This is a genomic window from Bradyrhizobium sp. USDA 4454 (genome assembly GCF_054822705.1).
The window spans coordinates 1,675,628-1,702,141 of record NZ_JBTRCN010000001.1 but is presented as its reverse complement, the minus strand read 5'-3'; the positions used below and the strand labels follow the sequence as shown (position 1 = coordinate 1,702,141).

The 26,514-nt window shown below is 59.5% G+C and carries 16 protein-coding genes and 3 pseudogenes; 11 read left to right on the top strand and 8 right to left on the bottom strand.

From position 1 onward, the window contains the following. Nucleotides 1-735: 735 nt before the first annotated feature. Nucleotides 736-1,887, bottom strand: a complete 1,152-nt coding sequence (locus ACVIW0_RS07685; RefSeq protein WP_461351769.1) for an 8-amino-7-oxononanoate synthase — start codon at nucleotides 1,885-1,887, stop codon at nucleotides 736-738. Between the two features lie 1,995 nt (nucleotides 1,888-3,882). Between ACVIW0_RS07685 and ACVIW0_RS07680 the strand changes: the two genes are divergently transcribed. From ACVIW0_RS07680 to ACVIW0_RS07670, 3 genes and pseudogenes are all read left to right on the top strand, one after another. Next, nucleotides 3,883-5,049 carry an acyl-CoA dehydrogenase family protein gene (locus tag ACVIW0_RS07680; RefSeq protein ID WP_461351768.1) on the top strand — a complete coding sequence of 389 codons (1,167 nt, stop codon included), beginning with the start codon at nucleotides 3,883-3,885 and terminating at the stop codon, nucleotides 5,047-5,049. Between the two features lie 673 nt (nucleotides 5,050-5,722). Continuing rightward, entirely contained in the window at nucleotides 5,723-7,435 is a 1,713-nt protein-coding gene (locus ACVIW0_RS07675; protein WP_461351767.1) for an MFS transporter, read from the top strand. A gap of 629 nt (nucleotides 7,436-8,064) precedes the next feature. Then, nucleotides 8,065-8,374: pseudogene (locus ACVIW0_RS07670) on the top strand (branched-chain amino acid ABC transporter substrate-binding protein); the annotation flags it as partial. A 312-nt stretch (nucleotides 8,375-8,686) separates the two neighbouring features. Here the strand turns inward: ACVIW0_RS07670 and ACVIW0_RS07665 are convergent. Further along, nucleotides 8,687-8,884: a hypothetical protein gene (locus ACVIW0_RS07665; protein WP_461351766.1), complete on the bottom strand. Its 198-nt coding sequence runs from the start codon at nucleotides 8,882-8,884 to the stop codon at nucleotides 8,687-8,689. A 167-nt stretch (nucleotides 8,885-9,051) separates the two neighbouring features. Further along, on the bottom strand, nucleotides 9,052-9,228 hold the full coding sequence (locus ACVIW0_RS07660; RefSeq protein ID WP_461351765.1) for a hypothetical protein: 177 nt from the start codon (nucleotides 9,226-9,228) through the stop codon (nucleotides 9,052-9,054). 892 nt (nucleotides 9,229-10,120) lie between these two features. Here ACVIW0_RS07660 and ACVIW0_RS07655 point away from each other — a divergent pair. From ACVIW0_RS07655 to ACVIW0_RS07630, 6 genes are all read left to right on the top strand, one after another. Next, nucleotides 10,121-10,780, top strand: a complete 660-nt coding sequence (locus ACVIW0_RS07655) for a Crp/Fnr family transcriptional regulator (protein WP_461351764.1) — start codon at nucleotides 10,121-10,123, stop codon at nucleotides 10,778-10,780. A gap of 1,557 nt (nucleotides 10,781-12,337) precedes the next feature. Beyond that, the gene (locus ACVIW0_RS07650; RefSeq protein ID WP_461351763.1) at nucleotides 12,338-13,852 is read left to right on the top strand and encodes an FAD-dependent oxidoreductase; all 1,515 of its coding nucleotides are present in this window, start codon (nucleotides 12,338-12,340) and stop codon (nucleotides 13,850-13,852) included. 21 nt (nucleotides 13,853-13,873) lie between these two features. Beyond that, entirely contained in the window at nucleotides 13,874-15,289 is a 1,416-nt protein-coding gene (locus ACVIW0_RS07645) for an aminotransferase class III-fold pyridoxal phosphate-dependent enzyme (protein WP_461351762.1), read from the top strand. Further along, complete coding sequence (locus ACVIW0_RS07640; RefSeq protein ID WP_461351761.1) at nucleotides 15,214-16,152, top strand: sulfotransferase family protein; 939 nt, start codon at nucleotides 15,214-15,216, stop codon at nucleotides 16,150-16,152. Before ACVIW0_RS07645 ends, ACVIW0_RS07640 begins: the two co-directional genes overlap by 76 nt. Further along, the gene (locus tag ACVIW0_RS07635; RefSeq protein ID WP_461351760.1) at nucleotides 16,149-17,396 is read left to right on the top strand and encodes an MFS transporter; all 1,248 of its coding nucleotides are present in this window, start codon (nucleotides 16,149-16,151) and stop codon (nucleotides 17,394-17,396) included. The genes ACVIW0_RS07640 and ACVIW0_RS07635 overlap by 4 nt, the downstream gene beginning before the upstream one ends. 18 nt (nucleotides 17,397-17,414) lie before the next feature. Beyond that, nucleotides 17,415-18,761: a condensation domain-containing protein gene (locus tag ACVIW0_RS07630; protein WP_461351759.1), complete on the top strand. Its 1,347-nt coding sequence runs from the start codon at nucleotides 17,415-17,417 to the stop codon at nucleotides 18,759-18,761. Between the two features lie 717 nt (nucleotides 18,762-19,478). On the opposite strand, the gene ACVIW0_RS07625 is transcribed toward ACVIW0_RS07630, so the two are convergent. After that, the gene (locus tag ACVIW0_RS07625; RefSeq protein WP_461351758.1) at nucleotides 19,479-20,126 is read right to left on the bottom strand and encodes an FkbM family methyltransferase; all 648 of its coding nucleotides are present in this window, start codon (nucleotides 20,124-20,126) and stop codon (nucleotides 19,479-19,481) included. Nucleotides 20,127-21,177: 1,051 nt separating this feature from the next. Here ACVIW0_RS07625 and ACVIW0_RS07620 point away from each other — a divergent pair. Beyond that, nucleotides 21,178-21,492 (top strand): co-chaperone GroES, encoded by a 315-nt coding sequence (locus tag ACVIW0_RS07620; protein ID WP_229158150.1) that lies wholly within the window; start codon nucleotides 21,178-21,180, stop codon nucleotides 21,490-21,492. Nucleotides 21,493-21,571: 79 nt separating this feature from the next. Beyond that, the gene (gene groL, locus ACVIW0_RS07615) at nucleotides 21,572-23,212 is read left to right on the top strand and encodes a chaperonin GroEL (RefSeq protein ID WP_461351757.1); all 1,641 of its coding nucleotides are present in this window, start codon (nucleotides 21,572-21,574) and stop codon (nucleotides 23,210-23,212) included. Nucleotides 23,213-23,393: 181 nt separating this feature from the next. On the opposite strand, the pseudogene cysD reads toward groL, so the two are convergent. The 4 genes and pseudogenes from cysD to ACVIW0_RS07595 form a co-directional block, all read right to left on the bottom strand. After that, nucleotides 23,394-24,005 (bottom strand): annotated as a pseudogene (gene cysD / locus ACVIW0_RS07610) (sulfate adenylyltransferase subunit CysD); the annotation flags it as partial. Nucleotides 24,006-24,269: 264 nt separating this feature from the next. Beyond that, the gene (gene noeE / locus ACVIW0_RS07605; protein ID WP_461351756.1) at nucleotides 24,270-25,529 is read right to left on the bottom strand and encodes a nodulation protein NoeE; all 1,260 of its coding nucleotides are present in this window, start codon (nucleotides 25,527-25,529) and stop codon (nucleotides 24,270-24,272) included. Nucleotides 25,530-25,665: 136 nt separating this feature from the next. Beyond that, a pseudogene (locus tag ACVIW0_RS07600) lies at nucleotides 25,666-26,111 on the bottom strand (hypothetical protein). A gap of 30 nt (nucleotides 26,112-26,141) precedes the next feature. Beyond that, the gene (locus ACVIW0_RS07595; RefSeq protein WP_461351755.1) at nucleotides 26,142-26,510 is read right to left on the bottom strand and encodes an antibiotic biosynthesis monooxygenase family protein; all 369 of its coding nucleotides are present in this window, start codon (nucleotides 26,508-26,510) and stop codon (nucleotides 26,142-26,144) included. Between the last annotated feature and the right edge of the window lie 4 nt (nucleotides 26,511-26,514).

The window sequence follows — 26,514 nt, the reverse complement described above, 5'->3', positions numbered from 1 at the left end:
AATCGACCTTAAGCCGACATCGACAAAGCGCTGGGGAGCGATCCTAAACCTTCCTACAATCCCTCCCCGCGGGCAGGAGCTTCGATCCGTATTCGGACAACATCAATATCCGGCGAGACTATTGTCTAACCGGCCTATTCGAATTCGAGTGTGATCGGCACCTGCCATCCCTTCGGGGTTGCTTTCTCCATCCATCATCAAATGATAGTCACCTGTCGAGCTTGGCCGTCTTCGCGGCCCGATGCATTGTGCTTAACAGGGGCCTTCCGGCGACGCTGCTCCATCGACATTCGTGAACCTGATTGTTGACTGTGACGTGGGTCGAGCCGCCGATCGGGTCGGCATGCTGATGGATGTTCAGTAAGCCTTCAATATCGAACAAGTTGAGAAGCCATACGACGCGGATCGTCCGACCTTGGCCATCAAGCAGGACTAAAGATCACATACAGGAAAATTGCGACAACGATGGCTGTCCAGCCCACTGATGATACGAAAAGTGCTAGTCGCGTCGACATGGGGCGTATTCTCCTTCGTCAGCCAACGAAGCGGCCGCCAGTGTCGCAATGAGCAGCCTCGTCGAATTTAGGTCGAGTTTATATTTGCGCCGCATCAAGCGGAACTAATCAGCGCAGGACGCAGTAACCACCGATCGGCGGAGGATTTGCGCGCCCAGGCGCTTTCCTTGGACGATCGTCGGCCGATCCGAATACCGATCAGCATCACGATTGTGGGACCTCACCGTACCTTCCCCCAGGTCTCTTCGACCAACGCATCGATCATCTCGGACACATCATCTTGCTCGACATTAAGCGTTAGCGAAATCCGCAACCTTGCCCTGTCCGGGGGCACTGGCGGTCGTATTGCTCGGACATCAAAACCGCGCGCCTGCAGTGCTGCGGCCAGCCGCATCGTGCGGGCGTTGTCAACGACCCTGTAAGGAACGATCTGGGAGCTCGAACGGGTCGGGCGGCCGCAGATGGCGAGCTGACGGTGTGCAAAATCGACAAGATCGATCAGGCGTCTCCGCCGCTCAGGCTCCTCCTGTACAATCAAAAGCGCCTGCCGAACAGCGATTGCCATCAGGGGCGATGGCGCGGTAGCGAAAATAAATGGACGACACCGATTGACCATGAAATCGCGCAATACGCGGGACGCAGTGACAAGAGCACCGGCCGCGCCGAGAGCCTTCCCGCAGCTGTGGATCACCAGAATACATTCGCGTCCCTGGTATCGCGCTGTGAGCCCCCGCCCCTCTTCGCCGTAAATGCCTGTGGCATGGGCCTCGTCCACAACCAGCATCGCCTCGTGACGTTCAGCGATTTCAACCAGATCTGCAAGCGGCGCGAAGTCACCCTCCATACTGTAGAGGCTCTCGACCAAGATCCAGACGCGCCCTACGCCGCCTTTGGCGCGCCAATTGCCAATCGTGTCTTCAACTGATTGAGGATCATTATGAGCTGCTATCCGGAACTCGGCTCGGCCCGCGCGCGCGCCTTCATGAATGCTGGCGTGCACGAGCGAATCGAGAACCAGCAGATCGCCTCGCTGCGGCAGCGTTGTCAGAACAGCAAAGTTTGCGATGTAACCGCTCCCGAAGAACAGTGCTGTCTCCGCCCGGAAGAAGCGCGCCGCTTCCGCTTCGAGAGCCTCGTGTTCCTCGCAGTTGCCGCGCAGGAGCCGCGACCCGCCAGCGCCGATGGGCGTTCCGGCCTTGAGCGCAGCGAACAGAGCTTCCTTCATACGCGGCGCGCCCGCCAGTGCCAGATAATCGCTGGAAGCAAAATCAACACCTGCGCGTGCCTTGAGTCCGCGCCGCCGGCGCTCTTCTCTCATAGCTTCCACGGCCGCGGCATAGCGGTCAAGCTTGCTTGGGTGAGTTAAGTTCATTGCTTGATCCAGCCTATGTCATCGAACGGGAAGACGAGGGAATGCAGCGCAGTCTTTGATCCTGTTAAAGCGCAGCTGTCTGCTCTCAAGCAGAGCAACGTGCGACCTTTGCGCCTTCCCATAGCTGCAGCCTGTCAATCGGAGGCGCCAGTCCCGATCTCAGAACGGTTCGATCACAAAGATGGCCGTCGTCGTTTCGGCTTTTATAAGTCACACTTGTCCGCTCAAATGCCTATCCTGGCCACGCGGCCGCGCAATCGGTCAAGTCTTTGTCCAACAATCTGGCTCGGGCCACTGGAGCGCGACACATTCGCTGGACGTTCTACGGCATGCTAGCCAGAGCGGCAAACCACCGCGATACTTTCCGTCGGGTCGGTAGACGCGATGAACGGGAGCGTTGCTGAGGCGCCTTTCGATTTGGGCCATCACGACCACCAGCGCGGGCTCGAACGTCTCAAGGACGTTGCCAAACGACCGCTCTCAAGGTCGAGCCACAGCCGGCATTAGTCAAATGGAACTGGCATTTCTGGCCTGGTCTCCACATGTTCGCCACTCCGGCGCTGCTGCCGCGGCTGATTCGTTGACATCACCGAGCTAGCGCCTTTGATCCCTTGCACCCAGGAGCTTTACCGAGAGGCCCGATGAGAGGACGAGCCTTGCGCTGCGCACTCGTTCACTCGCGGATAGTCATGTTGGCAGATTACCACTTGCTATTCGCGCGCAACCTCGGCACGGACCGGACAAACGCACAACACGGCAGTAAGTGTGATCTGATTGCATCACAATTGTTCGACACGCACGAACCGTTTCCAATGCCATTGCCGATTCTAGAGCTCGCTGCCCTGATGATCTTGTGGCGCGCATGACGGCAACCGGAGCAGCGTCGCGGTGCAGCCAATGCCACGATAGCGTTCTGACCGGTTCGGGTCGGGGGCTCGGATGTCTCACGATTCGTCACATGGTTTGTTCACTGACACGAGGCAGTTAAAATTCGTCGAAGAAAGGCCGCCAGCGGCCTTCGAAGAGTGAACTGAGCCAAGAGACTGCGCGACTGCCTTGTGTCCGACACGGCGGAATATGAACAGCGTATCGCTTGCTGGCAGGCCCGAACGTCTTCAAAAAGCCGCAGGAAGCTCTCTGTAGATGCTTGCATGGGCTGGGACCGCAGCACATAGAGCAGGACTTGGCAAAGCGAAGGCAGCGTCTGCAGCCAGTCCCTCGCGTTTGTCACGCGGCGTGCGTCCGCCCTCGCCTCTTAGCAACGGCGCAAGCGGCACGGGCGAGCCGCGTCAACCTTGGTACGAAGTAGAGAAGTACCGCACTCTGCTCCGTATCTTGGGTGACTTTGCAGCAATACGCCATATCGTCAAGTCGCGGTGACGGCTAATGGCCAAGGCGGGCTCGTGCGCGGTCGAGGTCGAGATCGAGGTCGGTCATTCACCTAGCACCCCGTCCGCTTGATGACACGATATGGCTGGAACCAAACACAGATGACGCTCACATCGCGCTGACTCGGCTCGTGCCATGCGATTTACTTCCGCGGAAACACAGCTGGCAGGCCCCGTTTGATGGCACATCGATTGCTGGCGAGACGATAAGCGGATCCACAGATTCATGAGCCCTCGCAACTCCCAGTTTGAGAATAGATGACAAGCAAACTCTATCGTCAACTCTCGCAGACATGATCAAAACAGATGAGAACGGATGTCGCCGCCGCGTTATTTGCTTACCGATCCAACCTCAAGGGCAGCGCCGATGGCGCCGATGGCCACGTCTTGCTTAGCTTTCCGGCCCCTCAAGACTGTGTTTCTGCCCCAACTCGTTCGGCAAGCGGTTTGGAGAGGAAGGAGCCTGCAGGCTGGTCGCAATCGATATCAACCGCGGCAATCGGCGATCTTCTCGGGCCTCACTCAATAGGGCCAGCTCTCCTATGCGGTCGCAATCTCCATCAATGACCGGCTACACCGCTTGGTCGTCTTAACGCCGAGGACAAACATGAACGCTCCGCCAGGAATGATCGCACCAGAAACGGATGTTTCGGCTGCAACAAGTGATGATCTGTCGCCCCTGCTGGCCAATATCCGCGCGCGCCGAAACGAGTTCGCTCGCGCGCAGAAGGTTCCAGACGACATTATTCAGGCATTCAAACGCATTGGCGTCTACCGGGCTCTGGCCGCCAAACGTTTTGGCGGCGACGAGAGAACGCCTGCCGATTTTTGTCGCCTGATCGAGCGCATTTCCGAAGCGGACGGATCGGCCGGTTGGGTCGCCAGCTTCGGCGACGGGGCTCGCTACCTCTCTGCTCTCCCTGAAGACACGCTTTGCCGCGTATATGCCAATGGACCTGACGTGGTGTACGCGGGTGCAGTTTTCCCGCTCCAGCCCGCTCAACGAAGTGCCGACGGGTTTGTCGTGAACGGCGTGTGGCCTTTCGCCAGCGGATCACCGGGCGCGGAGCTAATTGGCGTTGGAATCACTTTAGACGATGATCCAACAAGTGGGCTTGCACGCATAGCCGTGATGCCGGCCGACAAGGTAACGATCCGTCCCAATTGGGACGTCATCGGCCTGCAAGGCACCGGCAGCCATGACATCGTTGTGGACAATGTTATTGTACCAGAGGAATGGACACTGATCCGCGGCGGCCCACCGACTTTCGACGGGCCTCTCCATCGTTATCCTTCGGTGACTTTCGCTGCGCAGGCGCATGCGATTGTGGGCATCGGCATTGCGCGCGCCGCGCTAGACGAGGTGATTGCCGTGGGCCGGAGCCGCGCCTCGATTACTGGGGCGCCGGTGATGGCAGAGCGCGGCTATATCCAGCTGGAGGTCGCCAGAGCCGAAGCCATGCTGCGTAGCGCACGCTCCTTCTTCTATGAAGCCACCGAGGAGCTATGGAAGGAAGCGTTGCAGGATACGGTCCAGTCGACTACGACGACCCTGATGCGGCTTGCCGCGACCAACGCCGCCCGACAGAGCGCCGAAGTCTGCAAGATCGCGAGCGGTCTCGCAGGAACGCAATCACTCTATACGACGAGCAATCTCGCGCGCGCAATGTGCGACAGTTTCGTGGTTGCCCAGCACGCAGCCTTGAACGAGGGAACACTTCAGAGCGCAGGTCGTCTCCTGCTCGGAAGTTCAGCACCGGCAGGGTTTCCATGAAGACCGGCCATCCACGAGCAACTCCGCACGACCCGCAACAACGGTCTGCCGAATCCCGCGTCACGCTCGCTCGCGTGGGAACTCGTCCGGAAGTGTGAGACGCTTATGCGAGCGACTAGATAGCCAGCGGGACGCCTTGAACCAGGCTACGGGAACAATCTGCGTGTTAGCCGGGATAGCTCGATCTGTTGCATCCCATTTCGCTCTAGATAGAGATCCTTCGCCGCAGTCTCGGTCGTGGGGGACAGGGAGAGGCCGCCCACCCTATTCTGGGTTGCAACCACTCGCCCGAGAGAACAAAAGTCGATCAAGCGCTGCGACGCCCGTGAACTATGGATAGGGCTCTGACATGGGCCTTCGGCTTGTTAGCAAAGAGGGTCGCAGTTCACTCTACCCACCGACAAGCGATTCCGCACTCGTCGATTCGCCATTTGTACGATGCGTACAAAGTCTTGCGCGCGAGCGATGCAACATCTGTTCTACGTGTCCATGTAAGCGATGCGCCGGATGCAGCATAACGTCACCAATGAACAGCGCTGACTGGAACGTAAGACAGGCAATCAGCGGAACAACGTCATCTGATTGATGCGTCTTATTCCGCCGCGATATCACGTCGGGAACATCCTTGTGATCCGCGACAGAATCAAATCATGATAGATCATCACGATCCAACATGAGCGATTCAACCAAAGTCCCGTTGCGCAGCGCCGAAAGTATCACGGCGCCTCTGCGGCACGCGACCTTCCGTCGCATATGGATTGCGAGTCTTCTGTCCAATGTTGGCAGCTTGATACAAGGCGTAGGTGCAGCCTGGGCGATGACGCAGATGACGTCATCAGCTGACAAGGTGGCGTTGGTGCAGACCGCGCTGTTGTTGCCAGTGATGCTGATTTCAATACCAGCGGGCGCAATCGCTGATATGTACGATCGCCGCATCGTGGCACTGGTTTCGCTTGGCATCGCGCTCGCCGGCGCAACTGGCCTTACGGTGGCCGCCTGGCTTGGACTGGCCACACCGAACGTCTTGCTGGTACTCTGCTTCGTGGTCGGCAGCGGCATGGCGCTTATGGGACCGGCCTGGCAATCATCCGTAAGCGAACAAGTGCCGTTGGAAGCGCAGCTACCTGCGGCCATTGCGCTGAATGGCATCAGCTACAATATCGCACGGAGCGTCGGCCCAGCGATCGGCGGCGTAGTGGTAGCCAGCGCCGGCGCAGTGGCCGCATTCGCGCTCAACGCGCTGCTCTATCTCCCGCTGATGGCCGCGTTGTTCCTTTGGAAGCGCGTCCGCGCTCCCTCACGCCTGCCGCCTGAAAGATTGAGCCGCGCAATGGTGTCTGGCGTGCGCTACATCAGCAATTCGCCATCGATCAAGGTCGTATTGCTTCGCACCCTTGTAACCGGCGTTGGAGCCGGCGCGATTACTGCGCTGATGCCTCTGGTGGTGCGGGATGTATTGCATGGCGACGCCCAGACCTACGGCATCATGCTTGGCGCTTTTGGCGCGGGGGCCGTGGTCGGCGCGTTGAACATTGCCGAGATCCGCAGGCAGATGAGCGGCGAAGCTGCGATTCGCGCCTGTGCATTGTCCATGGGGGCGGCGATGGCTGCCGTGGCGCTGAGCCGCCAACCGGTATTGACCGCGGCTGCGCTGGTCCTGGCAGGAGCCGTGTGGATGCTGACATGGGCGGTGTTCAACATCGGAGTTCAGCTGTCGGCGCCACGCTGGGTGACCGGTCGCTCGCTCGCGGCCTATCAGGCGGCGAGTTCAGGGGGAATTGCCGTCGGCAGCTGGGGTTGGGGCCATCTGACGGACGCGGCCGGCGTTGAAACTGCGCTACTGGTGTCGGCCGCGCTGATGCTCGCCTCACCACTCATCGGCCGTTGGCTACCGATGCCCCGTGTCGGCGCGCGCGGCGAAGAGCCCGAGCTGCTCGCCGATCCCGAAGTACGGCTCGCCTTGACTGGACGTAGCGGGCCGCTCGTCGTCGAGATCGAATACCGGATTGCACAAGAGAATGCCCGCGCATTTCACAACGTCATGCAAGACGTGCAATTGTCCCGCCAGCGCAACGGCGCCTATGGCTGGTCGATCGCGCGCGACATCGCCGATCCCGAATTGTGGACCGAACGTTATCACTTTCCGACCTGGCTTGATTATTTGCGCTGGCGCAACCGCCCGACCCAATCGGAACGAGCGCTGGAACGGCAGGCCATTCAGTTCCACATCGGTCCTGCACCGGTACGTGTCCGCCGCATGCTGGAAAGGCCATTCGGCTCGGTACGCTGGAAGGACGACACGCCCGAGCACGCGAGGTTGGAAATGCCGCCCGAGATGGCAAGCGCGGCAAACGCACGTAGCCGGCCGCTTCGGCCGACCAAGTAACCCGGTTTGCCAAAGCCCGGAACCTTTGCGAATGGATGTGCTCGAATATCCAGAATGCCGAGTTTCGAACAGGCTGTACGGCTGGTCCAAAGTGCGAGCAGCCCGCCGGCGAATCCGGTCTTATGACCAAGGCCAGGCTCGCCGGCCGCGTCACTCGAGCACTGATGCACTTTTGCCAGGCTTCGAACTCATCCGTTCTTATTACGCCGCGCTTCAACGAGTTACGGCGCAACAACGCTGCAAAGATGCACTATCACGCAGCGAAAGCAGGAATAATGCAACCAGAATCGCAAAGAATTCACCTCGGCGAACTGCTTTTCTGTGCCTCCTTATAGGTTCAATCGAGGGTGATTCATGCGCAATCATGACCTTGTCTCCGGTAGTCTTCTCGCGCTGACCGGAGCCAGCTTCGCACTCCTCTGCTCAAGCCTGCTCGTCTTTGCTTTCATTTGAAACGGGCGCCGGTTGCCTTGGCGCCTGGTGAAGGCCGGTCTTGCTATCAACTATCCGGAGTTCGACGAACTCTAAGGACCGACAAGGATTCTGACCTAGTCGCGGCTCGGCTAGCGCCGAGAGCATCGCGATGCCCTCGTGCCAGCAACTGGGAAGGCGGGAGTGATCTGCAGTACGTTGAATTTGCCTCGGTCACCGGCGCAGCTGGAGCGGGCACGCTTTTCACCTTCGGGCCAGACCCGCGTAACAAGCCGGCGGCGGCCGCCATCGTCAGTAAGTTCAAAGCCAGGAATATCGATTCCAAAGGGTACACCCTCTACACCTACGCTGCAGTGCAGGCCTGGACGCAGGCCGAAACAAAGCCGGCACCACGGATCCGAGGAAAGTGATGGACGTGGTCAAAGCGGGCTCCTGACACGGTGATCGGCAAGCTGGTACGATGCCAAGGGTGGCATCAAGCAGATCGACGATGTCGATTACAGGTGAGACGACAAGGGCGGCTATAGCGAGACCAACCCGAGCGCGTTTTCACGCATCGTAGGCCGACGCATCAAAGCTGGCGTGTCTCCTGGAGCGATGATCGATGCCGATTGATGATTGCTCCAGGGCAGTAAGCTACGGCCGGACGAAATTGAATGCCTGAGCTTGGCTTATGCACGGACACTGCATGCGCTTTGCTTGGTTGATCGTGACGGCCCTATCGCCGAAATCGTCGCAAAGAAGGTTATCGAGATCGGCGCAAGGCGGTTAGCGATCCCGATATCAAAGCTCTCTGTCGAGCAGCTTGGTATCCGTAAATCACCATCGGCATAAAGCCAGCACCGCCTGCAAAGGCCGATCGGCGACCTTTACCCGATCGAGGCACGGCGCGCTCTCCGGGTTCAACACCGCCACCGGGTTGGAGGCAATGGGCTTGTTAGACCTGCATAGCGCATCGACAAGATGAAACAGCTGATCGAGAACCTGCAGACCTGCATTTTTCTGTGCGATCCGCACTCATGTCCATCGATCCACGAAGCGGTTCGACCGGAACTTACGCGGCCCCGCCCCATGAAGAACAAGGGCGGGGCCGCTCCCCTACCCCGGGGGGACGCCGCGCTGCCGGATCATAATGGCTATTGTCTAACGTCCGTCATCTGCGGATCGGTATACCGCCGAGCGCGTCAGCCGGATTGCGACTTTCGGCCCTCTGCGTTTTGCGTGACATTGCGCAAGACGAGTTCAGAAAGCTGCACGACCAGCTGTTTGAGACGCGCTATCTCCTGTCTGCAGCGCACCAGCTCACGCTCTTCATCTGTCGTTGTCGACAGTTCATAGCGGCTTCTAACCGCATGATTCATTGGAGCCTCTATTCGATCAAATAACCGCGAACGACAATTCAAGCACACCCTATTGCCCCGTAATTGTACGGGCACATCGCCCTCTACGCCACCAAACACTTTACGCAGCGATCCAACTGTCTCGACGAGCCGATCAATGTATTATCTACGCCACAGATCGGTCCGTTTCGTACATCGATAACTCGCTGGCATGACGCGCCACGACGTCAAGCTTTGTCCTCTTGGAGCCGGAACGAATGCTGACTTCGGATTTCTATTGCTAGCCCGATTTGCACTCACGTTGACGACAGAGCGCACCGCCCCCGAAACCGATCCCAGGCTGACGAGGCGATCGCCGTCCCTGCTGAGAAGGTCTGCCGATCGTATTTCGGGGGCTTCAGATCCGGCCGCTCATTCGACGGCGTCCACCCTCACTCATGATTGACCGCAAATTAGATGCATACTTGCGCAGCCAGATGAGGGTCCCGGCTCCGGAATTGCTTTTCTTGGGTGCCGCCAGGGCACGATGCGGAAGGCGTTCAGTGTCGAGCCGACGTTGGCTGCACGCTCGTAACCTTGACGCTCGTTTGGAGGGTATCGCAGATCGGCGGTCCACGCGATCGCGCGCCATGTTTCGTCCTTGTCCAGAAGTAAGTGGTCTATCGTCGAGCTTTCAGGGATAGCCATAAGGTCATCGTCCGGTACGTTTGTGCGCTGTCCGGCGTCTCCCCCAGGGATCGCGCAAAGCTCGAATAGGAGAGTAGAAGAAATGTTGAACATCAAGGGGAACCGTGCAGAATGGCCTCGACCATAGCTGGTGGGGATAGGTGTCGATATCGGCGTACCCCGGCGATAAAACGGGGTACGCTTGCCGCACCAAATGCTCATTGCGCGCCTGCGGGGCGTCACAGGCTTGTCCGAGCAAGACCAAGCCGAGCTCGAAAGCATGCCTCACACCATCAAACGGTTTGCTGCGGGCGAGTGCCTGGCACGCCAGGGGGATCGGCCTGTAAGCTGTGCAGTCGTGATGGGCGGCTTTCTGTCTCGCCAAAGAGTGGCTTCGGATCGGACTCAGATAACGTCCTTCTATGTACCTGGGGACATCCCCGACCTGCACACCCTTCACTTCCCGGAAATGGATCGCGATCTCTGCAGCATCGGCATGAGCGTCATTGCCTTTGTACCTCACTCCTACCTCAGGGATATCCTCGCGAAGTCCGCTGCGCTCACCCATGCGTTTTGGCGGGAGACGTTGATTCATACAGCGATCTATCGCGAATGGATCGAAAATCTTGGCTCCCGGGCAGCGCTGCCCCGACTTGCTCATCTTCTCTGCGAGATCGCCGCGCGGCTTGAGCTCGTCGGTCTTCTGGACAATGGTCGCTTCCATGTTCCGTTCACACAGCAAGACATCGCCGACGCGTGCGGCCTTTCGACGGTGCACGTGAATCGAACAATCCAGGAGCTTAGGCGCAGGAAGCTCATTGAATGGAACGGACATGCTGTTGATCTTCTTCAGCGAGATCGGCTCGAGTTGCTTGCAGAATTCCGTCCCTCCTATCTGACGCGCTGAACTGCTTCGGGCGTTGCTGCCTGCGCAGCTGTGTCTAGACATCGCAGACGGCGTTCACCATACGACAGGCAAGACCGAGCGCTGGGGTGCAATTGGCTTTGAGGCGAATGCATTGCTTGTGGGCGGAATCCAGGGCAATTTGCCCGCCGGCCAGCGCCCCGCCGCGGTCAGTCGCCGAGGAGCTCGCCGTCACGGGAGAGTAATTTCCGTGTTGCCAGCACGGCTTGGGCGGTTCGCTGTGACGTGCCGCCGAATGAGCCGCGTCGCGCAACTCCCGATAAAGATGCTCGGATCGGGCACCGAGCCCATCATGCTCGGACTAATCCTGTCCAGTCTTGGTAAAATGATCATCCCGCATTTGAGATCGTCGACACCGACTGTGTCATTCGGTTGGCCAACAAGACCCTCAAATGATGCGCTGAAGATTTTCGGCCGCCAATCAGAAAGCACGTCAGCTTCTGGAAAGGCCAAAAGGCATGAGATCGCACGGAAAACATGACGCGCAGCGCGTCTCGATCGCGTAGTGCGCGACTATCAAAGAACGAGTGCAACACGTACGTCTGCCTCTCGAAGCACTTAGCTGATTGTAAAAGGCCGTCCGCTTGAATCGTATGCGGGTCAGCTCAAAGAGCTTGAATCGCACGCGGCGGCACATTGTATCATCTCAGAGTAGCTAACAAGGGAGTCCGAACGGACCTACTGTTGCTGCCGTGATGAGACGCTGAAGCGGTCGGTATGTGTGCAGCAGAGATCAGCTCCACTGTTGCAACCATCATCCATGAGATGACGCGAAGAAGGAACACTCGACACCAGATCTGCCCGACATGATCCTTCGCAATTTGAATTTGCGGCGAACTCTTTGCCGCAAATAACCGTCGGCAGCCCTCCCTCTGTCGACGGAAGCTGGCGCGATGCTTAGCAGCCTCGCTCCCCCAGACTGACTCCGCCCGGCCATCGATGATGGCCGGGCCTTTTTTGCCGCCTATGAAGGGCGTTGTTTGAGGTGTTTTAGCCGGCGTCTGATGATTGCGGAGATTTGAGAACGAATTTGAATTGCTGGTGGGTCCATCAGACCGGCTGAGTTTCTCGCGATCAAACCGCGTACAATTCGTACGATGATATACGAGAGTGGCGACCAATCGACGCATTCCAGCGAGCGCGGCCTTAAAAACTTCCATATGGCCTCGCGGAGCTGCACTTGCGAGCACCTTCTCGATCACGAAAATATATGTTTCGGTACCCGCATCGGGAGCACATGTGGGTGGACTTGCTTTGAGAGCTCTTAGGTCTATCAAGAATCGCATTTCGAAAAAGCCGCTTGCTCATATTATGCGGTCGCCGCCTCGAAGGGCTTGAATCGCACGTGGCGTCATATTGTACGATCTTCCGGCGATGATCCTTGGCAGACGAGCGAAGCCAAGCCGGATAATCCGGAGCGATCGCATGGATCAGCCGCGCGTCCAACGCTCGCGATGAGACTTAGTTCGATGGCAGCTTCTCTCTAATGAATACGGCGCGATAGCGCATCGGCGATATTTGTTGCCAGAAGATGGGATAATGACGGCCGATATTGTTGATGTATGTGTAATCGGGAGTGGCGCCAGCGGCTCGACGGTCGCTCACGAGATCGCACAACGCGGATTGCGAGTACTCCTTCTCGAGGAGGGGCGAACACTTCCTCCCGGCGCCTCCCTGGCGAGCGTCCAAAAAGACATGGATAGCGCCCTGGTGCAGTCTGCGGCAGGAACGTTGACGCCGTTCGGGCGTCCGTGGACCGTCTGCGCGCTCGGCGGCGGAATGACCTTATATGCCGGAATAGCCTTCCGCTGTCGCGCCATCGATTTTGACGCACGAGCGCATGTGGCCGGGGACGCGCTCGACCCGAGCTGGCCGATCGACTACACGGACCTACGCCCATTCTATGATGAGCTGGAACGGCGCGTGGGAGTGGCCCGCGTAGCCGGAGCCGACCCGCTCGAGCCGCCGAGCGATCCCCCCGTCCTGCCACCGCACCGGTACAGTGTGCAGGGCCAGTTGATTGGCGATGCCGGGGCACGCCTGGGCCGGCTACCGTTCCCCACTCCGTTGGCAATCAACTCGATCCCATATCGTGGCCGGCCAGCCTGTTGCTGCGAGGGACCATGCAACGAACATTTGTGCCCAAGCGGCGCAAGGGCCGATGCACGCTCGCCGTTCACAGGTATCGCCCTGCCGCCGGACGCGCTGACGATTGCGCTCGGCAGCAAGGCCGTCCGCATCGATCTCGGCAACGTCAGTCGAGCCGATTCGGTGGAATGGGTGGACACTCTCAACCGACAACGCGCTCGGGTCCGCGCCCGCTGCGTGGTACTCGCGGGCAATGCAGTGCAGTCTGCTGCCCTGCTCCTACGCTCGGCGCAGCCGGCAGCGCCCCACGGAATCGGCAACGCATCTGGCATGGTAGGCCGTGGTATCTCGTTTAAGATCAGCGGCTACGTGTCCGGTAGGACCACGTTAAATCCGCCGATCACGCCCCATTCGGGCCGCCCCTTCTCTACTGTCGCGGTGTCCGATCACTACCTGGACGACGAGGCGCCTTCGGGGCTCGGCGGAATGATCTACGAAGCAAGTCCGCCTGAACGCACAGATTCCGACGGAGAGATAAGGCTACGGCTGCATTTTTTGGCAGCTGATCAACCCATGCGCAACAATTCGGTCAGGCTGGCCACCAGCCGGGACGGGCTAGGTTTACCCAAGATCATCCTCGATTACCGGACCCATCCCCTCGACAAGCGCCGACTAGGCTACTTGTCGCGACATGCGTCGAACTTGCTGGCCGAGGCAGGGGTAAAACAAGTCGATTATCAAGATTCCAATTATCAGTTCGGCAGCGGCCACCTACATGGCGGCTGTCGGGCAGGAAGCGATCCGACACAGTCGGTGGTTGACCGTTGGGGCCGCGTGCATGACATCGACAATCTCTATGTCGCGGATGGCGGCTTCTTCCCCTATGCCGGGGGCGTCAATCCGACTTTCACCATTCAGGCGAACGCGCTGCGGATCGCTCGAAGAATAGTCACGCAGCTGACGTAGCGAGCGCAACGGAGACGGGTTTTGTCGATCAGCACGCCTACTGCCACCGTGAGCGCGACCGACGGGCATGGATCGGCACTGCGACGCGCCCTGCGCGTCACCGCCTCGCAGAAGTGGGATCTCAACAGGCGTTTTCCGGTGGTGATGACGCGCGCGTCAGGCGCGCATGCATGGGACATTAATGGAAAGCAATACATCGATTTCACTTCCTGTAGCGGTGCCGCGCCGCTCGGGGCCGGATACGAGCCGGTCGTGGCTCACGCAGCCGCTGAGATGCGCCGTACCGGGGGGATTCTGCCCGGACCGCTGTCCGTGCACCGGGTCGAATTGGCCGAACGGCTAGCGGAGATCTTCCCCGTCGCGGAACGCTCGATGTTTTTCCGCACCGGATCTTGCGCTACCACCGCAGCCGTGCGCCTTGCCCGCGCGTTCACGGGCCTCAATCATGTACTGACCAGCGGATTTCACGGCTGGCATGACTGGCAGTTGCAGGACCGACCGGAGATGGGGTTGCCCAATCGGGACCGCGACAGCGTGGACTTCCGCTACAACCTCGACTTGCTCGACGAACTGGCAAGTGTCCAGCGCGTCGCCGCGGTGATCGTCACCCCCGAGGTCAACTTCTTCCCGCCTGAATACCATCAGGAACTGCAGAGGCTGGTGCATCGGCACGGCGCCCTGCTGATCCTTGACGAGGTGATGACTGGATTCCGCTACGCCCTTGGCGGGTACCACATGGCGGTCGGCCTAACGCCCGATTTGATTACACTGAGCAAAGGACTGGCGAACGGAATGGCGCTGTCGGCAGTCGCGGGTCGTGCGGACGTACTCGCCGCGGCCGAAAAGACATACATGGGAAACACTTACCAGCGCGAAGTCACCCCATTCGCCGCCGCATTAAGCACGTTGCACACCCTGCGCGACGGGACCGCGCTAGCCCGGATGCGCGAGGTCGGCGAGCAATTGATCAAAGGGCTCAACGGTGTCTTCACAAGACAGCAGGCCGCGGCATGGGCGTTTGCCTGGCCTACCATGTTCGACGTCGTATTTGCTGACGCGGAACTCGGCCATGCCTTCTTCCAGGAAATGTGGGGTCAGGGCTTCCTGATGCAGTATGGCGGGCGTTTCATGCCATCGGCGGCAGTGTCCGACACCGATGTGCAGGCCGCCATCGAAGCAGCTGGAGAGGCCCTTGCGGCGGCGCTGTCCCGCATGGAGAACCCGGCTCGCGACCCGGATCCAGTCGCAGCTGCAGTACGGTTCGCCAGAGATCATTTCGTTGCCACCCCCGGAGCGGTTCGGCGCTGGTTCAATGCGCGCCGTTCACTGACAAGCACGCATGTCGAACAGAGAACAAGGCCATGTCGCAGCCGGATCCATTTTCCACATCCCCGGTGCTGCTCGGAGGTGACAACCGGTCGGGCACCACCCTGCTGAGTATCGTGCTCGACTCGCATCTGGATCTGGTCGCCGGGCCAGAGATCGACTTCCTCGAACCGCCCAATCTCGGGCCGCACATTCTGGGTGCCATCGATCTGCTTGCGGCCGATCCACGGCTCATGGGCGCAAGCAAGAACACAATTGATCCGTTCTGGTATGACGGGACGCATTTTGTGGTGCAGTGCCGCCGCTTCGGTCTCGACTTCGATGACGTGCGCGAACTTGTCGGCAAGGTCATGGTCGTCACCGGCAATGACATTGTTTCGTTCGCCGACCGATGCCACCTCATTAACGAGATCGGCGAGTTGCGCCGGACGCGCAGCGGAGCCCAACGCTGGGGATTGAAACTGCAGCGGAAGATCACCCGGATCGACGACTTCGCCCGGCTGTGGCCGCGTGCACATTTCGTGCATATCGTGCGGGACGGCCGCGACGTTGCCGCCTCTCATCTGAGGACAGTTCCTGACTGGGGGTACCGAACAATTGTCGATGCCGCCCAGGGCTGGGCAGAAGTGGTATCCCGGCCGCACAGAATCGCGCCGCCTGGCCGTTACCTGGAGGTACGTTATGAGGACCTTGTCAGCAGTCCCCGCACTACTCTGGCGGCGATTTTGGATCACCTCGGCTTGCCTTGGGACGAGGCCGTGCTGCGTCACGCTGAATACGAACACGCGTTGTTCGAACAACCGCACGACCACCCGGCAGCCGAGGCTGCGGGAAAGCCGCTGCATCGGGGGCGGATCGGTCGCCATCGCCAGGATTTGACGCCAGCTCAGATTTTGGAGTTTGAGGAGATCGCCGGAAGTGAACTGGCGCGACTGGGCTATCTGTCCACCTCAACCCCGTCTGGCGACGCGTGAGTCGCCGGCACCGATCTGGCGCGCCTCACCGGCTGCCGAGCAGCTACCTTGCGCTGCTCGTCGGCCAGACCATTTCCTTGCTGGGCTCCAACGTAACCGTGCTGGCGCTGCCGCTCACTGCAATTACCCTGCTGGATGCCGGACCGGCGCAGGCGGGGTTCTTGCTGGCCTGCGCTCGGGCACCGTGCCTTTTCGTGAGCCTGTTCGCCGGGGTCATCGTCGACCGTCTCCCGCACCGACGAATCCTTCTGACCGCCAATTTGGTGATGGCGGTAACGCTCGCCACCATTCCGTTAAGCGCCAGCCTTGGACATCTGGGAATGGTTCAGCTGTACGTGACAACCGTGCTGGTTGGGGTAGCCGCGGTGATCGCCGACGTGACTTATCTGGCGTGCATACCCGCAGTCCTGGACCGGTCTCAGCTGGTTCGGGCGCAGAGTTCATTGGAGTTCAGCCAGGCGACCGCGATGGCCGCAGGTCCGTTCCTGGCCGGCTGTCTCATCAACGCGTTCTCCGCTCCGACCGCAATCCTGGCCGACTCTGTCTCCTTTCTGCTCGCCGCAGCGTTGCTCTCGCTGGTGCCGATGCGTGCCGCCTCGTGCTCAGCGGCCACCTCGAGCACCGTGCTGGCCCAAATGACAGAAGGGTTGGCGAGCGTGTTCGGCAATCCAGTTTTAAGGGCCGTTACCTTGGCCACCGGCACATTCATCTTTTGGCACAATGCGTATTCTGCGGCTTTTCTGCTGCATCTGATCAGGACTCTCGAGTTCGACAGCCGGATCGTCGGCATTGTGCTCGGTATCGGCGCTCTTGGCGGCGTGGTGGGCGCGGCGGGCTCACCGTGGGCGGGCCGGACAATTGGGCTTGGTCCCGTATTAATGATCGGCTTGGCAGTGAGCGCGGCAGGCATGAGTCTTGGAGGCCTGCTCACCGCGCCCTGGTGGGCAGCAGTGGCATGTGTGGCGCTCTCCCAATTCATTCTGTGGATCGGCCAGGGACTCTACCACGTGCAGCAAGTTCCAATTCGATATGGGTTGGTCCCGCAGCACCTGCAAGGCCGGGTCAATGCGAGCATCCGCTGCGTCGTGTGGGGACTGGGCTCATTGGGGGCACTGGTCGGCGGCGCGGCCGCCGCTGCAACGGGGCTGCGCACCATGTTGCTGGCGAGCAGTGTGCTAGGCACTGCCTCGATACTCTGGATCTGGCGCTCGCCGCTGCGCCGCATGCGCAGCTTGCACCTGTAACCATCGCGACGGCCCTTCATGGACATCAAGCAATTTTGCGATGCCGATCGGCAGGCTGGAAGGCTGATGGTGTGGCGGGTCAGCGTTCCCGACCCGGTCAGCTGGCGGCCCGACCCGCGCCGTCCGTCCCACGTTCAGGAAGACCATCTTCGCTTTGCGCACGATAGCCGGCCCGGCTGGCTCGGCACCGCCTTCGACTTGCCGGGCGAGTTCAACAGCGCTGCGCTGACCAAATCAATTCTTGGCTGGGTCGACCGGCACGAGGCGCTACGCAGCCGGTTGGTCAAGGATGGACCGGCAATTCGTCGTGCGACGATTGGTCGAGGCGCGGCAGCGCTTCAAAAAACCGTGGTCGGTGACTACGCCGATCCCGATGAAATAGCTCAATTGCTGGAAGAGCTATTCGACGCAGAGACCAAGCCGCTGTCCTGGCCGGCATATGTCTTCGTGACGATCACACGGCCGACATCGACAAGCCTCCTCTTGGCCTGCGACCACTCCGTCAGCGATGCCTACTCCATCGCCTTAGTGCCATACGAAATTCGCGAGCTGTACACAGCCGCAATCCTGGGAGGGGCGCCCGGGCTGGCGCCGGTGAGCAGCTATCTGGACCACGCTGAATCCGAACGAAAGCGACTGGGCTATTTGACCGATGATCATCCTGCTATCGCTCACTGGCGCGAACTGATCGCCGCAAACGGCGGTCAATTGCCGGATTTCCCGCTACCACTCGGCGCTCCGGAGGGCACCTTACAACGCACAGGGCGAATGTGGCTGCTCGACGCGGCACAAGCATCTGAGTTCGATCGCGGCTGCAGGTCCCAGGGCGGAAACGCGACGACGGGATTATTCGCCTGTCTGGCGCTCGCCGGAAAGACACTGGCAGACCAACAAGAATTCCTTGCCGTTGCCCCCTTTCACACGCGGTACGACCTGCCTTCGATGCGCTCGGTAGGATGGTATGTCGGGATGAGCCCGGTGCGTTTCCGCCTGGCTGGCACGCTGCCGGAGCTCCTGCGCGGCGCGCGGCTCGAGCTCAAGCGAGCCAAGAAAACCGCTCAGGTGCCATTTCCAAAAGCGATGGAGCTGCTCGGCACCGCGCTGCGCGACCGTTTCATGGTCTCTTATATGGACAATCGCACTGTGCCCGGGTCAGACCTGTGGCCGCAGTGGCGGACACGATTTATGATCAGTCGTAGTTCTGATGCTTGCGAGACATACCTGTGGATCAGTCGCTGGCAGGACGGAATTTACGTGCACTTCCGTCATCCTGGCAGCGCGCTCGCGCGAACCGCGATCGATAACTATCTCGCTGAAGTGGCGGCGCACGCTCATTCCATCAGTCGCGCTCGTCCGCTGCTGTGACTTTCGAACTGGCCAAAAGGCGCACAACAATCTCACCTACCTTTTTTCCCTGAGCTTGCCGATGGCACAGTCCTTGCCAAGCCTCGGCCGTGAGATTAATTCGCCCCAGAGCGGCCGAGGAGGCCTACGGGATGATCGGCTGCTGCAGTTATGTTCGCATGGATAAAGGAAGCTCCAAATGAATCCTGCTATCACCAAATTGTCCGCAGATGCAGATTCATTCGAACAAGGAAGACGTCAGGGGAAGGCGTGACCATCAACTCACGGCGTGAAACAAGATAGTGGCGCTAAGTGCGTGATGAAATCGGACCAACTCAGGGAGCTACGCGAACTCATGCAGTTGCTTTGGCATTTGTTCGAACGAGTGCACCAGCTTCCAAGAGGCCCAGAACATACAGCAGCCGTTCAGACGCTTAAACGCTTGGAGCGCCGGCTGGTAGTCCTGGTTCAAGCATCTGAAACTGCTCGGGCGGCTGACCGCAAAATCGCCGGTCGTGCCGGCTCGCTAAGCCGGTGATTGTCACACTCTCACCAAAGCCTCGACGTGGCCGCCATCGGCTGGATCTGCAATAACAGCCGCGAACAAAATGACGCTTGCAAGCCTGTCCGACCGCTACGTGTGTTCGCCCTATTGATCACTGGCTGTGCAGCTTTGAGCGGCATAAACTGCGCAAATCAGTCTTCCAGCTACGAATGAGCGCCGTATTCGAGTAGCCGTTAGAAGCGCGTATTTTTGAGCAATACATCGCCTTCCACGTCGCGCGGATAGTGCGCCGCCACTTCGAACGACGGTAACAGGTCAAGAATGGCCTGAAGGGACAGCTGCCCTTCGTAGAGCTCGCGGTCGCTGTATTCCGTGTAGATGAAGCGCGTGTTGCTAACGGTCTGCATGCCGCCGGCGATGACGTCGGCTTCGGCTCCCTGGACATCCATCCAGATGAAATCGACCCTGTTCAGCCCGGCTTCGTTGCACCAATCGTCAAGCCGCCGCGTTTGAACCGGGACGGGACGATCGAAACGAACCCAATCATACTCAGTCAGATGATTTTTCGGGCGCCGTATCGAGCCAGAAAGGTCCCATTCCTTCGCATCACCATCTGCATTGCTTGGATGGAATTCGATCACCCCGTTTCGATCGCTGATCGCAATTTCAAGCAACTTCACCTTGTCGAGAGATGGGCCCAGCTTCTTCTTGAAGCGCGCGATCGCTCTGGGGTCAGGCTCGAAGCAGTAGAGCTGCGCTTGCGGGCACAGGTTGAGAAATTGTTTCGTGTCGGTTCCGTCGTTGCATCCGATATCCAGGATCACCGGATCCGACTTCTGAAGAAGGGAAACAATGTGCTGATGTATTTCCACAGAAGACACCGGTCTTGCCCCAATAGTTGAGATTTGTGCTCGGAGCCGCAATCACACGCCAGACGCCGCCGCACAATGCATATCAACGTATATAATTCATATGCCCGTCGCCCTTTATCCAAGGCCATCTGGACGGTGATACCAAAGGGGAGTCTGTCGCGGTGGGAGCCGCAGCGATTGTCCCGGGGGGCGACAGAGCTATCCGGAAGGACGTAAATCGGAAAACGTGCAGGAGAAGCTGATAGCCATGCCGGTGTGCGGTCCTTCGCCCTCGAGACTAAACGTCTTCCTCTAAACATCGTTGTACCGTCGCGTTACCCGTCCGCGGCTCTCGATGGAGCGGTCGAGGACAGAGTTACCGCTCCTGCGCAACGATGACCAATCACCCTCGACCGCAGTTGCAGCCCAGTCAATGTCGCCCTGCCATCTGACAGCCGGCGTTGCAGATTCGCGCACTCACGATGCTTCGGCTCACACTTTTATTGTTTTTGACCCGAAGGAGCGCGATCACACCGGGCGATCCTGAGAGCGCGTCCCAGCCCACGCTGATCGCCGCTGAATGATGGTCGCAGAACTCACCGCAACGTTCGCCGATCCCGTACCGGCGCTCGGAGAAAACAGCATTGCTGCGGCACGAACTCCTAAAGGAGCATCGATCATGGCCACTCCGATGGGCACGCGGCCTCCCACGTGATCGGGCGCTCCCGACGAACCGGCTCGGGTCCGGAAGGCTACGCCAATTCGGACCGTCGACCGCGGGTCACGCTACGTTCCGCTACCCTTCACTTCGCGGTACCCGCGGCGTGCATCCAAAGACCGCGAAGGCGGTATAGGCGGAATGTGGTTGTGTTGACGAAATGCAATGTCATTTTCGCAACAGCTTGGCTGTCTCTAGACATGATGACGTCTGCTTCCGACCTAGGACACACGCAGTCCAGGCACACGATTCAGCAGAACCGCAGGCAAGAGGCGCTCCTCATCGTTGGCCTGGCTCTTGCTATCAGCGATACTGTTGCAATGTGGCGAAACGCCAGCTCGTTCAAACGCTCAGGAGGTCCGTATGAATTTCCGTCCGCTTCACGACCGCGTCGTGGTCAGGCGCATCGACGCTGAAGAGAAGACCGCCGGCGGTATCATCATTCCCGACACAGCCAAGGAAAAGCCCTCGCAAGGGGAAGTCATCGCCGTTGGCCCGGGCGGCCGCGATGAGACCGGCAAGCTTATTCCGATCGACGTCCAGGTCGGCGACCGTGTTCTGTTCGGCAAGTGGTCGGGCACCGAGGTCAAGATCGACAGCCAGGAGCTGTTGATCATGAAGGAAAGCGACATCATGGGCGTTCTCACCGATGTGTTTTCCAAAAAGAAGGCCGCTTGACCCGGCTACTCGCACATCTCACCCCGACGGGCGCCTGCCGGCGCGCCGAAGGATGAGAGAATAACCGAAGGAATTGTTTATGACAGCCAAAGAAGTCAAATTCGGAGTAGACGCACGCGACCGCATGCTGCGTGGTGTGGACATCCTCGCCAACGCGGTACAGGTCACGCTCGGTCCGAAGGGCCGCAACGTGGTGCTCGAGAAGTCGTTCGGCGCTCCGCGCATCACCAAGGACGGCGTCGCCGTCGCCAAGGAGGTCGAGCTGGAGGAGAAGTTTGAGAACATGGGCGCCCAGATGGTGCGCGAAGTCGCCTCCAAGGCTGCTGACGCGGCCGGCGACGGCACCACCACGGCGACCGTGCTTGCAGCCGCAATCGTGCGCGAAGGCGCCAAGTCGGTCGCCGCCGGCATGAACCCGATGGACCTGAAGCGCGGTATCGACCTCGCGGTCGAAGCCGTCGTCGAGGACCTCCAGAAGAACTCCAAGAAGGTCACCTCGAACGAGGAGATCGCCCAGGTGGGCACCATCTCCGCCAACGGCGACGCCGAGATCGGCAAGTTCCTCGCCGACGCGATGAAGAAGGTCGGCAACGAGGGCGTGATCACGGTCGAGGAAGCCAAGTCGCTCGAGACCGAGCTCGACGTCGTCGAGGGCATGCAGTTCGACCGCGGCTACATCTCGCCCTACTTCGTCACCAACGCCGACAAGATGCGCGTCGAGATGGACGACGCCTACATCCTCATCAACGAGAAGAAGCTCTCCTCGCTGAATGAGCTGCTGCCGCTGCTCGAGGCCGTGGTGCAGACCGGCAAGCCGCTGGTGATCGTCGCTGAAGACGTCGAAGGCGAGGCGCTTGCCACCCTCGTCGTCAACCGCCTGCGTGGCGGCCTGAAGGTCGCGGCCGTCAAGGCTCCGGGCTTCGGCGATCGCCGCAAGGCCATGCTGCAGGACATCGCGATCCTGACCGGCGGCCAGGCCATCTCGGAAGACCTCGGCATCAAGCTCGAGAACGTCACGCTGCAGATGCTCGGTCGCGCCAAGAAGGTGATGATCGACAAGGAGAACACCACGATCGTCAACGGCGCCGGCAAGAAGGCCGACATCGATGCTCGCGTTGCCCAGATCAAGGCGCAAATCGAGGAGACCACCTCGGACTACGACCGTGAGAAGCTGCAGGAGCGTCTCGCCAAGCTCGCGGGCGGCGTTGCGGTGATCCGCGTCGGCGGCTCGACCGAAGTCGAGGTGAAGGAGCGCAAGGATCGCGTTGATGACGCGATGCATGCGACCCGTGCGGCTGTCGAGGAAGGGGTCCTACCGGGCGGCGGCGTCGCCCTGCTCCGTGCCTCCGAGCAGCTCAAGGGCCTGCGCACCAAGAACGACGACCAGAAGACCGGCGTCGAGATCGTGCGCAAGGCGCTGTCCTGGCCGGCCCGCCAGATCGCGATCAACGCTGGCGAAGACGGCTCGATCGTGGTCGGCAAAGTCCTCGAGAACGATCAATATTCTTTCGGCTTCGATGCCCAGACGGGCGAGTACAGCAATCTCGTCACCAAGGGTATCATCGACCCCACAAAGGTCGTGCGCATCGCGGTCCAGAACGCGTCCTCCGTGGCAGCTCTGCTGATCACCACAGAAGCGATGGTCGCCGAACTGCCGAAGAAGGCCGCGGCGGGTCCCGCAATTCCTCCCGGCGCCGGCATGGGCGGTATGGATTTCTGACTGCGCCCCTCAAAGCGCCCACACATGCGGAGCCCTGGCAAGAAAGCCAGGGCTTTTCAGCTTCGGGCGAACCTCCAGACACCATTTGAGTTGGATTGGCAGGTGGCGTCGAGAGCCGCGTCGGTCATCCATGCCAGTAGCGGTTGGCCCGATCAAGCCTCGTCTGACGTATCCTCGGCGCCTGTTGCTTTGCGAAGTAGAGCGGGACGACCGGTATCTTTTCGAGCATGGTATATTTCCATCTAGCTCGGTCCAGGTTGACATCGCGAACACCCACATGCTTTCACCTTGGCGGATCGGCGCATTGAACAGACTCCAGATCTCCGGCCGCTGGTTGCGGGGATCCCATGTGTCCGGTCGAACGGTAGGAGAGTATCCGTTCTTTGGCGCGGCTCGTTTCTTTGTCACGCCGGGCTCGCCCCCAAACGCGGCATCAAATCCGTAAAGCTCGAGCGCCTGCTTCAAGGCATCGGTGTTCATAACTTAGGTATGAAGCGCCGATCCGGAGTCGATCGGGTTCCGCGCGCAATGCCCTCCTTGTTGACATGCACGATCAGCTCGAGGCCGAGCCGTTTGGCCGTCGCGTCCCGGAAACTGATCATCTCGCTGAATTTCATGTCGTATCGACGTGAAGCAGGGAAAAGCCAATTTTGCCGGACAGAACCGCAATATGCAGCAGCACGCTGGAGTCTTTTCCGATCAGTAAAGCATGACCGGATTGTTGAACTCGGCAACTACCTCACGCATGATTTCGATCGATTGATACGAGACGGCGCAGATGATTTGACAGCATGTAAGTTCTTTGGATGCTGGATTTCGGTTCTTCGCCGCCCTGCGACTCCGGCCCAGTGGAGCAATGTTGGCGGCGGAACGGGCCCGGCGTTGCGCGTGGCTATTCAGACGATCGTGCGCGTTGGGCAGAAGACCGACACAGCCTGAGACCTGTCGCATTCCGCCGCAATGCTGTGGCATCAGCCTCACACCTATACGTAGATCAGCTCTTTATAGGCTAAGGTTAAATCAGCCGGCAGGTTTTGATCGCAAGCATGCAGATCGCCTAAGCTATATTGATGATCTGCTCAAGCCGCGCAACCTGACCTCGCAATATCTCGATAGCCGCATCGCGAGCTCGAATAGCATCTAGCCTTGCAGCTCGATCAGCTTCTGACGCCAACAGTGCCTGTTGCAACTGTGTCGTCGGTGAATTGGCCAGCTGCAAATTCTCCTCAAGCTCGGCAGACGACGGATCTTCCGCCTGCACCACGGGGGAGTCGGACGCGGAGCGAAAGTTCTGTGCAACCGTTCGAGCAATGTGGACCTGCCCACCAGATTGAGATGGCCCGGACGATGCCCCCTTGCCAACTCGCAAATCCCACCAGATTTGGAATACCTGTCGATAGAGCTCAGTGAGCTGAGGTCCTCTATCAACGACCCCGGCTTGCTGTGCACGAAGTAGTTCCGCCTCATATCCGAGGTCTGTCAAGAGGTCGGCGCCAACCAGATCGGTCACGGTTTGCATTTCTTCAATGCTTAGTTGGGATTGCCATGCATCGACCGAGCTTTGGTCGACCGCGTTTCGTTCCAGGATTTTTCGATCTCCGAAGCGGCTGGATCGAAGATAGTCTACTTGTCCAAAGCCAGCCGATGCGTTCGCCGCCGGATCACAGCCGAGTCCAGTCAGCAGGCGCCGAACCTCTTCGTCCGGATGGGCCACAAGCAGTTCGTATCGCACCAGCTGTGTGTGCGGGCGCGTGCGCTGCGCAGCCAATCTGGGAAGACCTAGAACCAAATCTGAAAGTGCAGATATCAAGCCATCTGGCACGCGGAGCACGAGATCGGCGAGACTGGACGCGCTGAGCGAATAGGAGCTTTCCGCCCGAAGCGGGATTCCCCACGTGGATTTCAGTGAAGCCGCGATGGCATAGGGATTACGCACCAGAAGGATGTGTGGCGCTCGCGGATAGACACGTTCAAGAAATTCAAGCGCTGCCCAATAGCGTGGCGTTTTGTCTATGATGATCCGCTTGCCTGCTGCTGCCAGATACTGACCATATGCTGCGTCGGCGAAAGCGCGATCGGCAATCGTCCGATCGATACGCGCTAGGAATTCGGAGTTTGCGCCCTCAATCAAGGAGGGTCCTGCCGGGTGGCCTTGGTCCACCCTGCCAAAAGCCTCGAGCGCCAGCATCAACCAGGGTTCAGGCGGAGCCGCAATTTCTGGGTGTTGCTGGAGCAGATGCGCAAGGAGCGTTGTCCCCGATCGGGGAAGTCCAAGCAGAAAGCAGACCGCGGGCGGACGGTTAGAAGTTTCACTCATAATTCAGACCTTATGGTTCAGCAGCGAATTCGTAGCCGCTCGTTCGACTGAGCGAACCCAGCCGCGGGGTTAGGGCGCGTACTCATAAAGTTACGACAATACCGGGCGTCACGTCAGTTGTCCGCGCCGCTCCAGTTCAAGCGGGTTTGCGGCGTAGCCATCCCTTCATTTTGAGGCCGTCCCGCATGTTGAGAGCAAGAAGTATAATGTTTGTTGCGCCGGCGACGAGCTCGATCGCCTGCACAGCATAGAACGTGGCATCGAACTCTGCCGCCTGAGCCCTGGACGCAAGGAAGAGCGCAGACGGAATAAGAATCAGGATGCCGTTTCCTGCAACGAATGGCATGCGCTTGAATTTGGTCGCGATCAGTCCGGCCCGGCGCCCTTTGCCAAGACGACACCTGTACCACCGGTCGCAGCGAGCGCCGGAATCAGCAACAAGAAACCCCACGGTATGGTGCTCTTAACGGCTGCAACTGCGGCATGGGACGCGAACAGCTCACTGAGTACCGTCGATAGCCAAAATGTGCCGATCGTTGCGATAGCCAAGGCGCCAGCGACAGGATGGATCAACTTGATCATGAGTATCTTGCCTTCTTAAAAGCAGCAGAGCTAGGCAACGCAGATGCCGGGCACGGCAACTTTCTGGAACAGATGAGGGGAAGCTATCGCCGAGGCCGGATAGCTGGCGATCTTTGCTAGAAAGTCAGGATGGGTGAAGGCCGCGCGGAAGTGTGCGGTGGATTCCCAGACGGCGTAGTTCAGATAGGTCGGGCTGTCGCCGAGAGCCCTGTGCAGCTGAGTGGAAATGAAGCCCGGCTGTCGCTTCATGAACGCTGCGTCGTCTTGCCAGGTCTTGAGAAAAGCCGCCTCATCGGCTTTGTCGAGAGTGAATGGATTCACCAGGACGACAGAATTTGCCTCAACAGCGATCTGGCGATCGATCGGGAAGGAAGGGTCGAGCGGGCGTAGCAGCGACATGAGT

Bases quoted from the DNA above. Each gene is read 5' to 3' on its own strand.
- ACVIW0_RS07685 (WP_461351769.1), bottom strand. From the start codon at position 1,887: ATGAACTTAACTCACCCAAGCAAGCTTGACCGCTATGCCGCGGCCGTG.
- ACVIW0_RS07680 (WP_461351768.1), top strand. From the start codon at position 3,883: ATGAACGCTCCGCCAGGAATGATCGCACCAGAAACGGATGTTTCGGCT.
- ACVIW0_RS07675 (WP_461351767.1), top strand. From the start codon at position 5,723: ATGAGCGATTCAACCAAAGTCCCGTTGCGCAGCGCCGAAAGTATCACG.
- ACVIW0_RS07660 (WP_461351765.1), bottom strand. From the start codon at position 9,228: ATGAATCATGCGGTTAGAAGCCGCTATGAACTGTCGACAACGACAGAT.
- ACVIW0_RS07650 (WP_461351763.1), top strand. From the start codon at position 12,338: ATGACGGCCGATATTGTTGATGTATGTGTAATCGGGAGTGGCGCCAGC.
- ACVIW0_RS07640 (WP_461351761.1), top strand. From the start codon at position 15,214: ATGTCGCAGCCGGATCCATTTTCCACATCCCCGGTGCTGCTCGGAGGT.
- ACVIW0_RS07630 (WP_461351759.1), top strand. From the start codon at position 17,415: ATGGACATCAAGCAATTTTGCGATGCCGATCGGCAGGCTGGAAGGCTG.
- ACVIW0_RS07620 (WP_229158150.1), top strand. From the start codon at position 21,178: ATGAATTTCCGTCCGCTTCACGACCGCGTCGTGGTCAGGCGCATCGAC.
- groL (WP_461351757.1), top strand. From the start codon at position 21,572: ATGACAGCCAAAGAAGTCAAATTCGGAGTAGACGCACGCGACCGCATG.
- noeE (WP_461351756.1), bottom strand. From the start codon at position 25,529: ATGAGTGAAACTTCTAACCGTCCGCCCGCGGTCTGCTTTCTGCTTGGA.
- ACVIW0_RS07595 (WP_461351755.1), bottom strand. From the start codon at position 26,510: ATGTCGCTGCTACGCCCGCTCGACCCTTCCTTCCCGATCGATCGCCAG.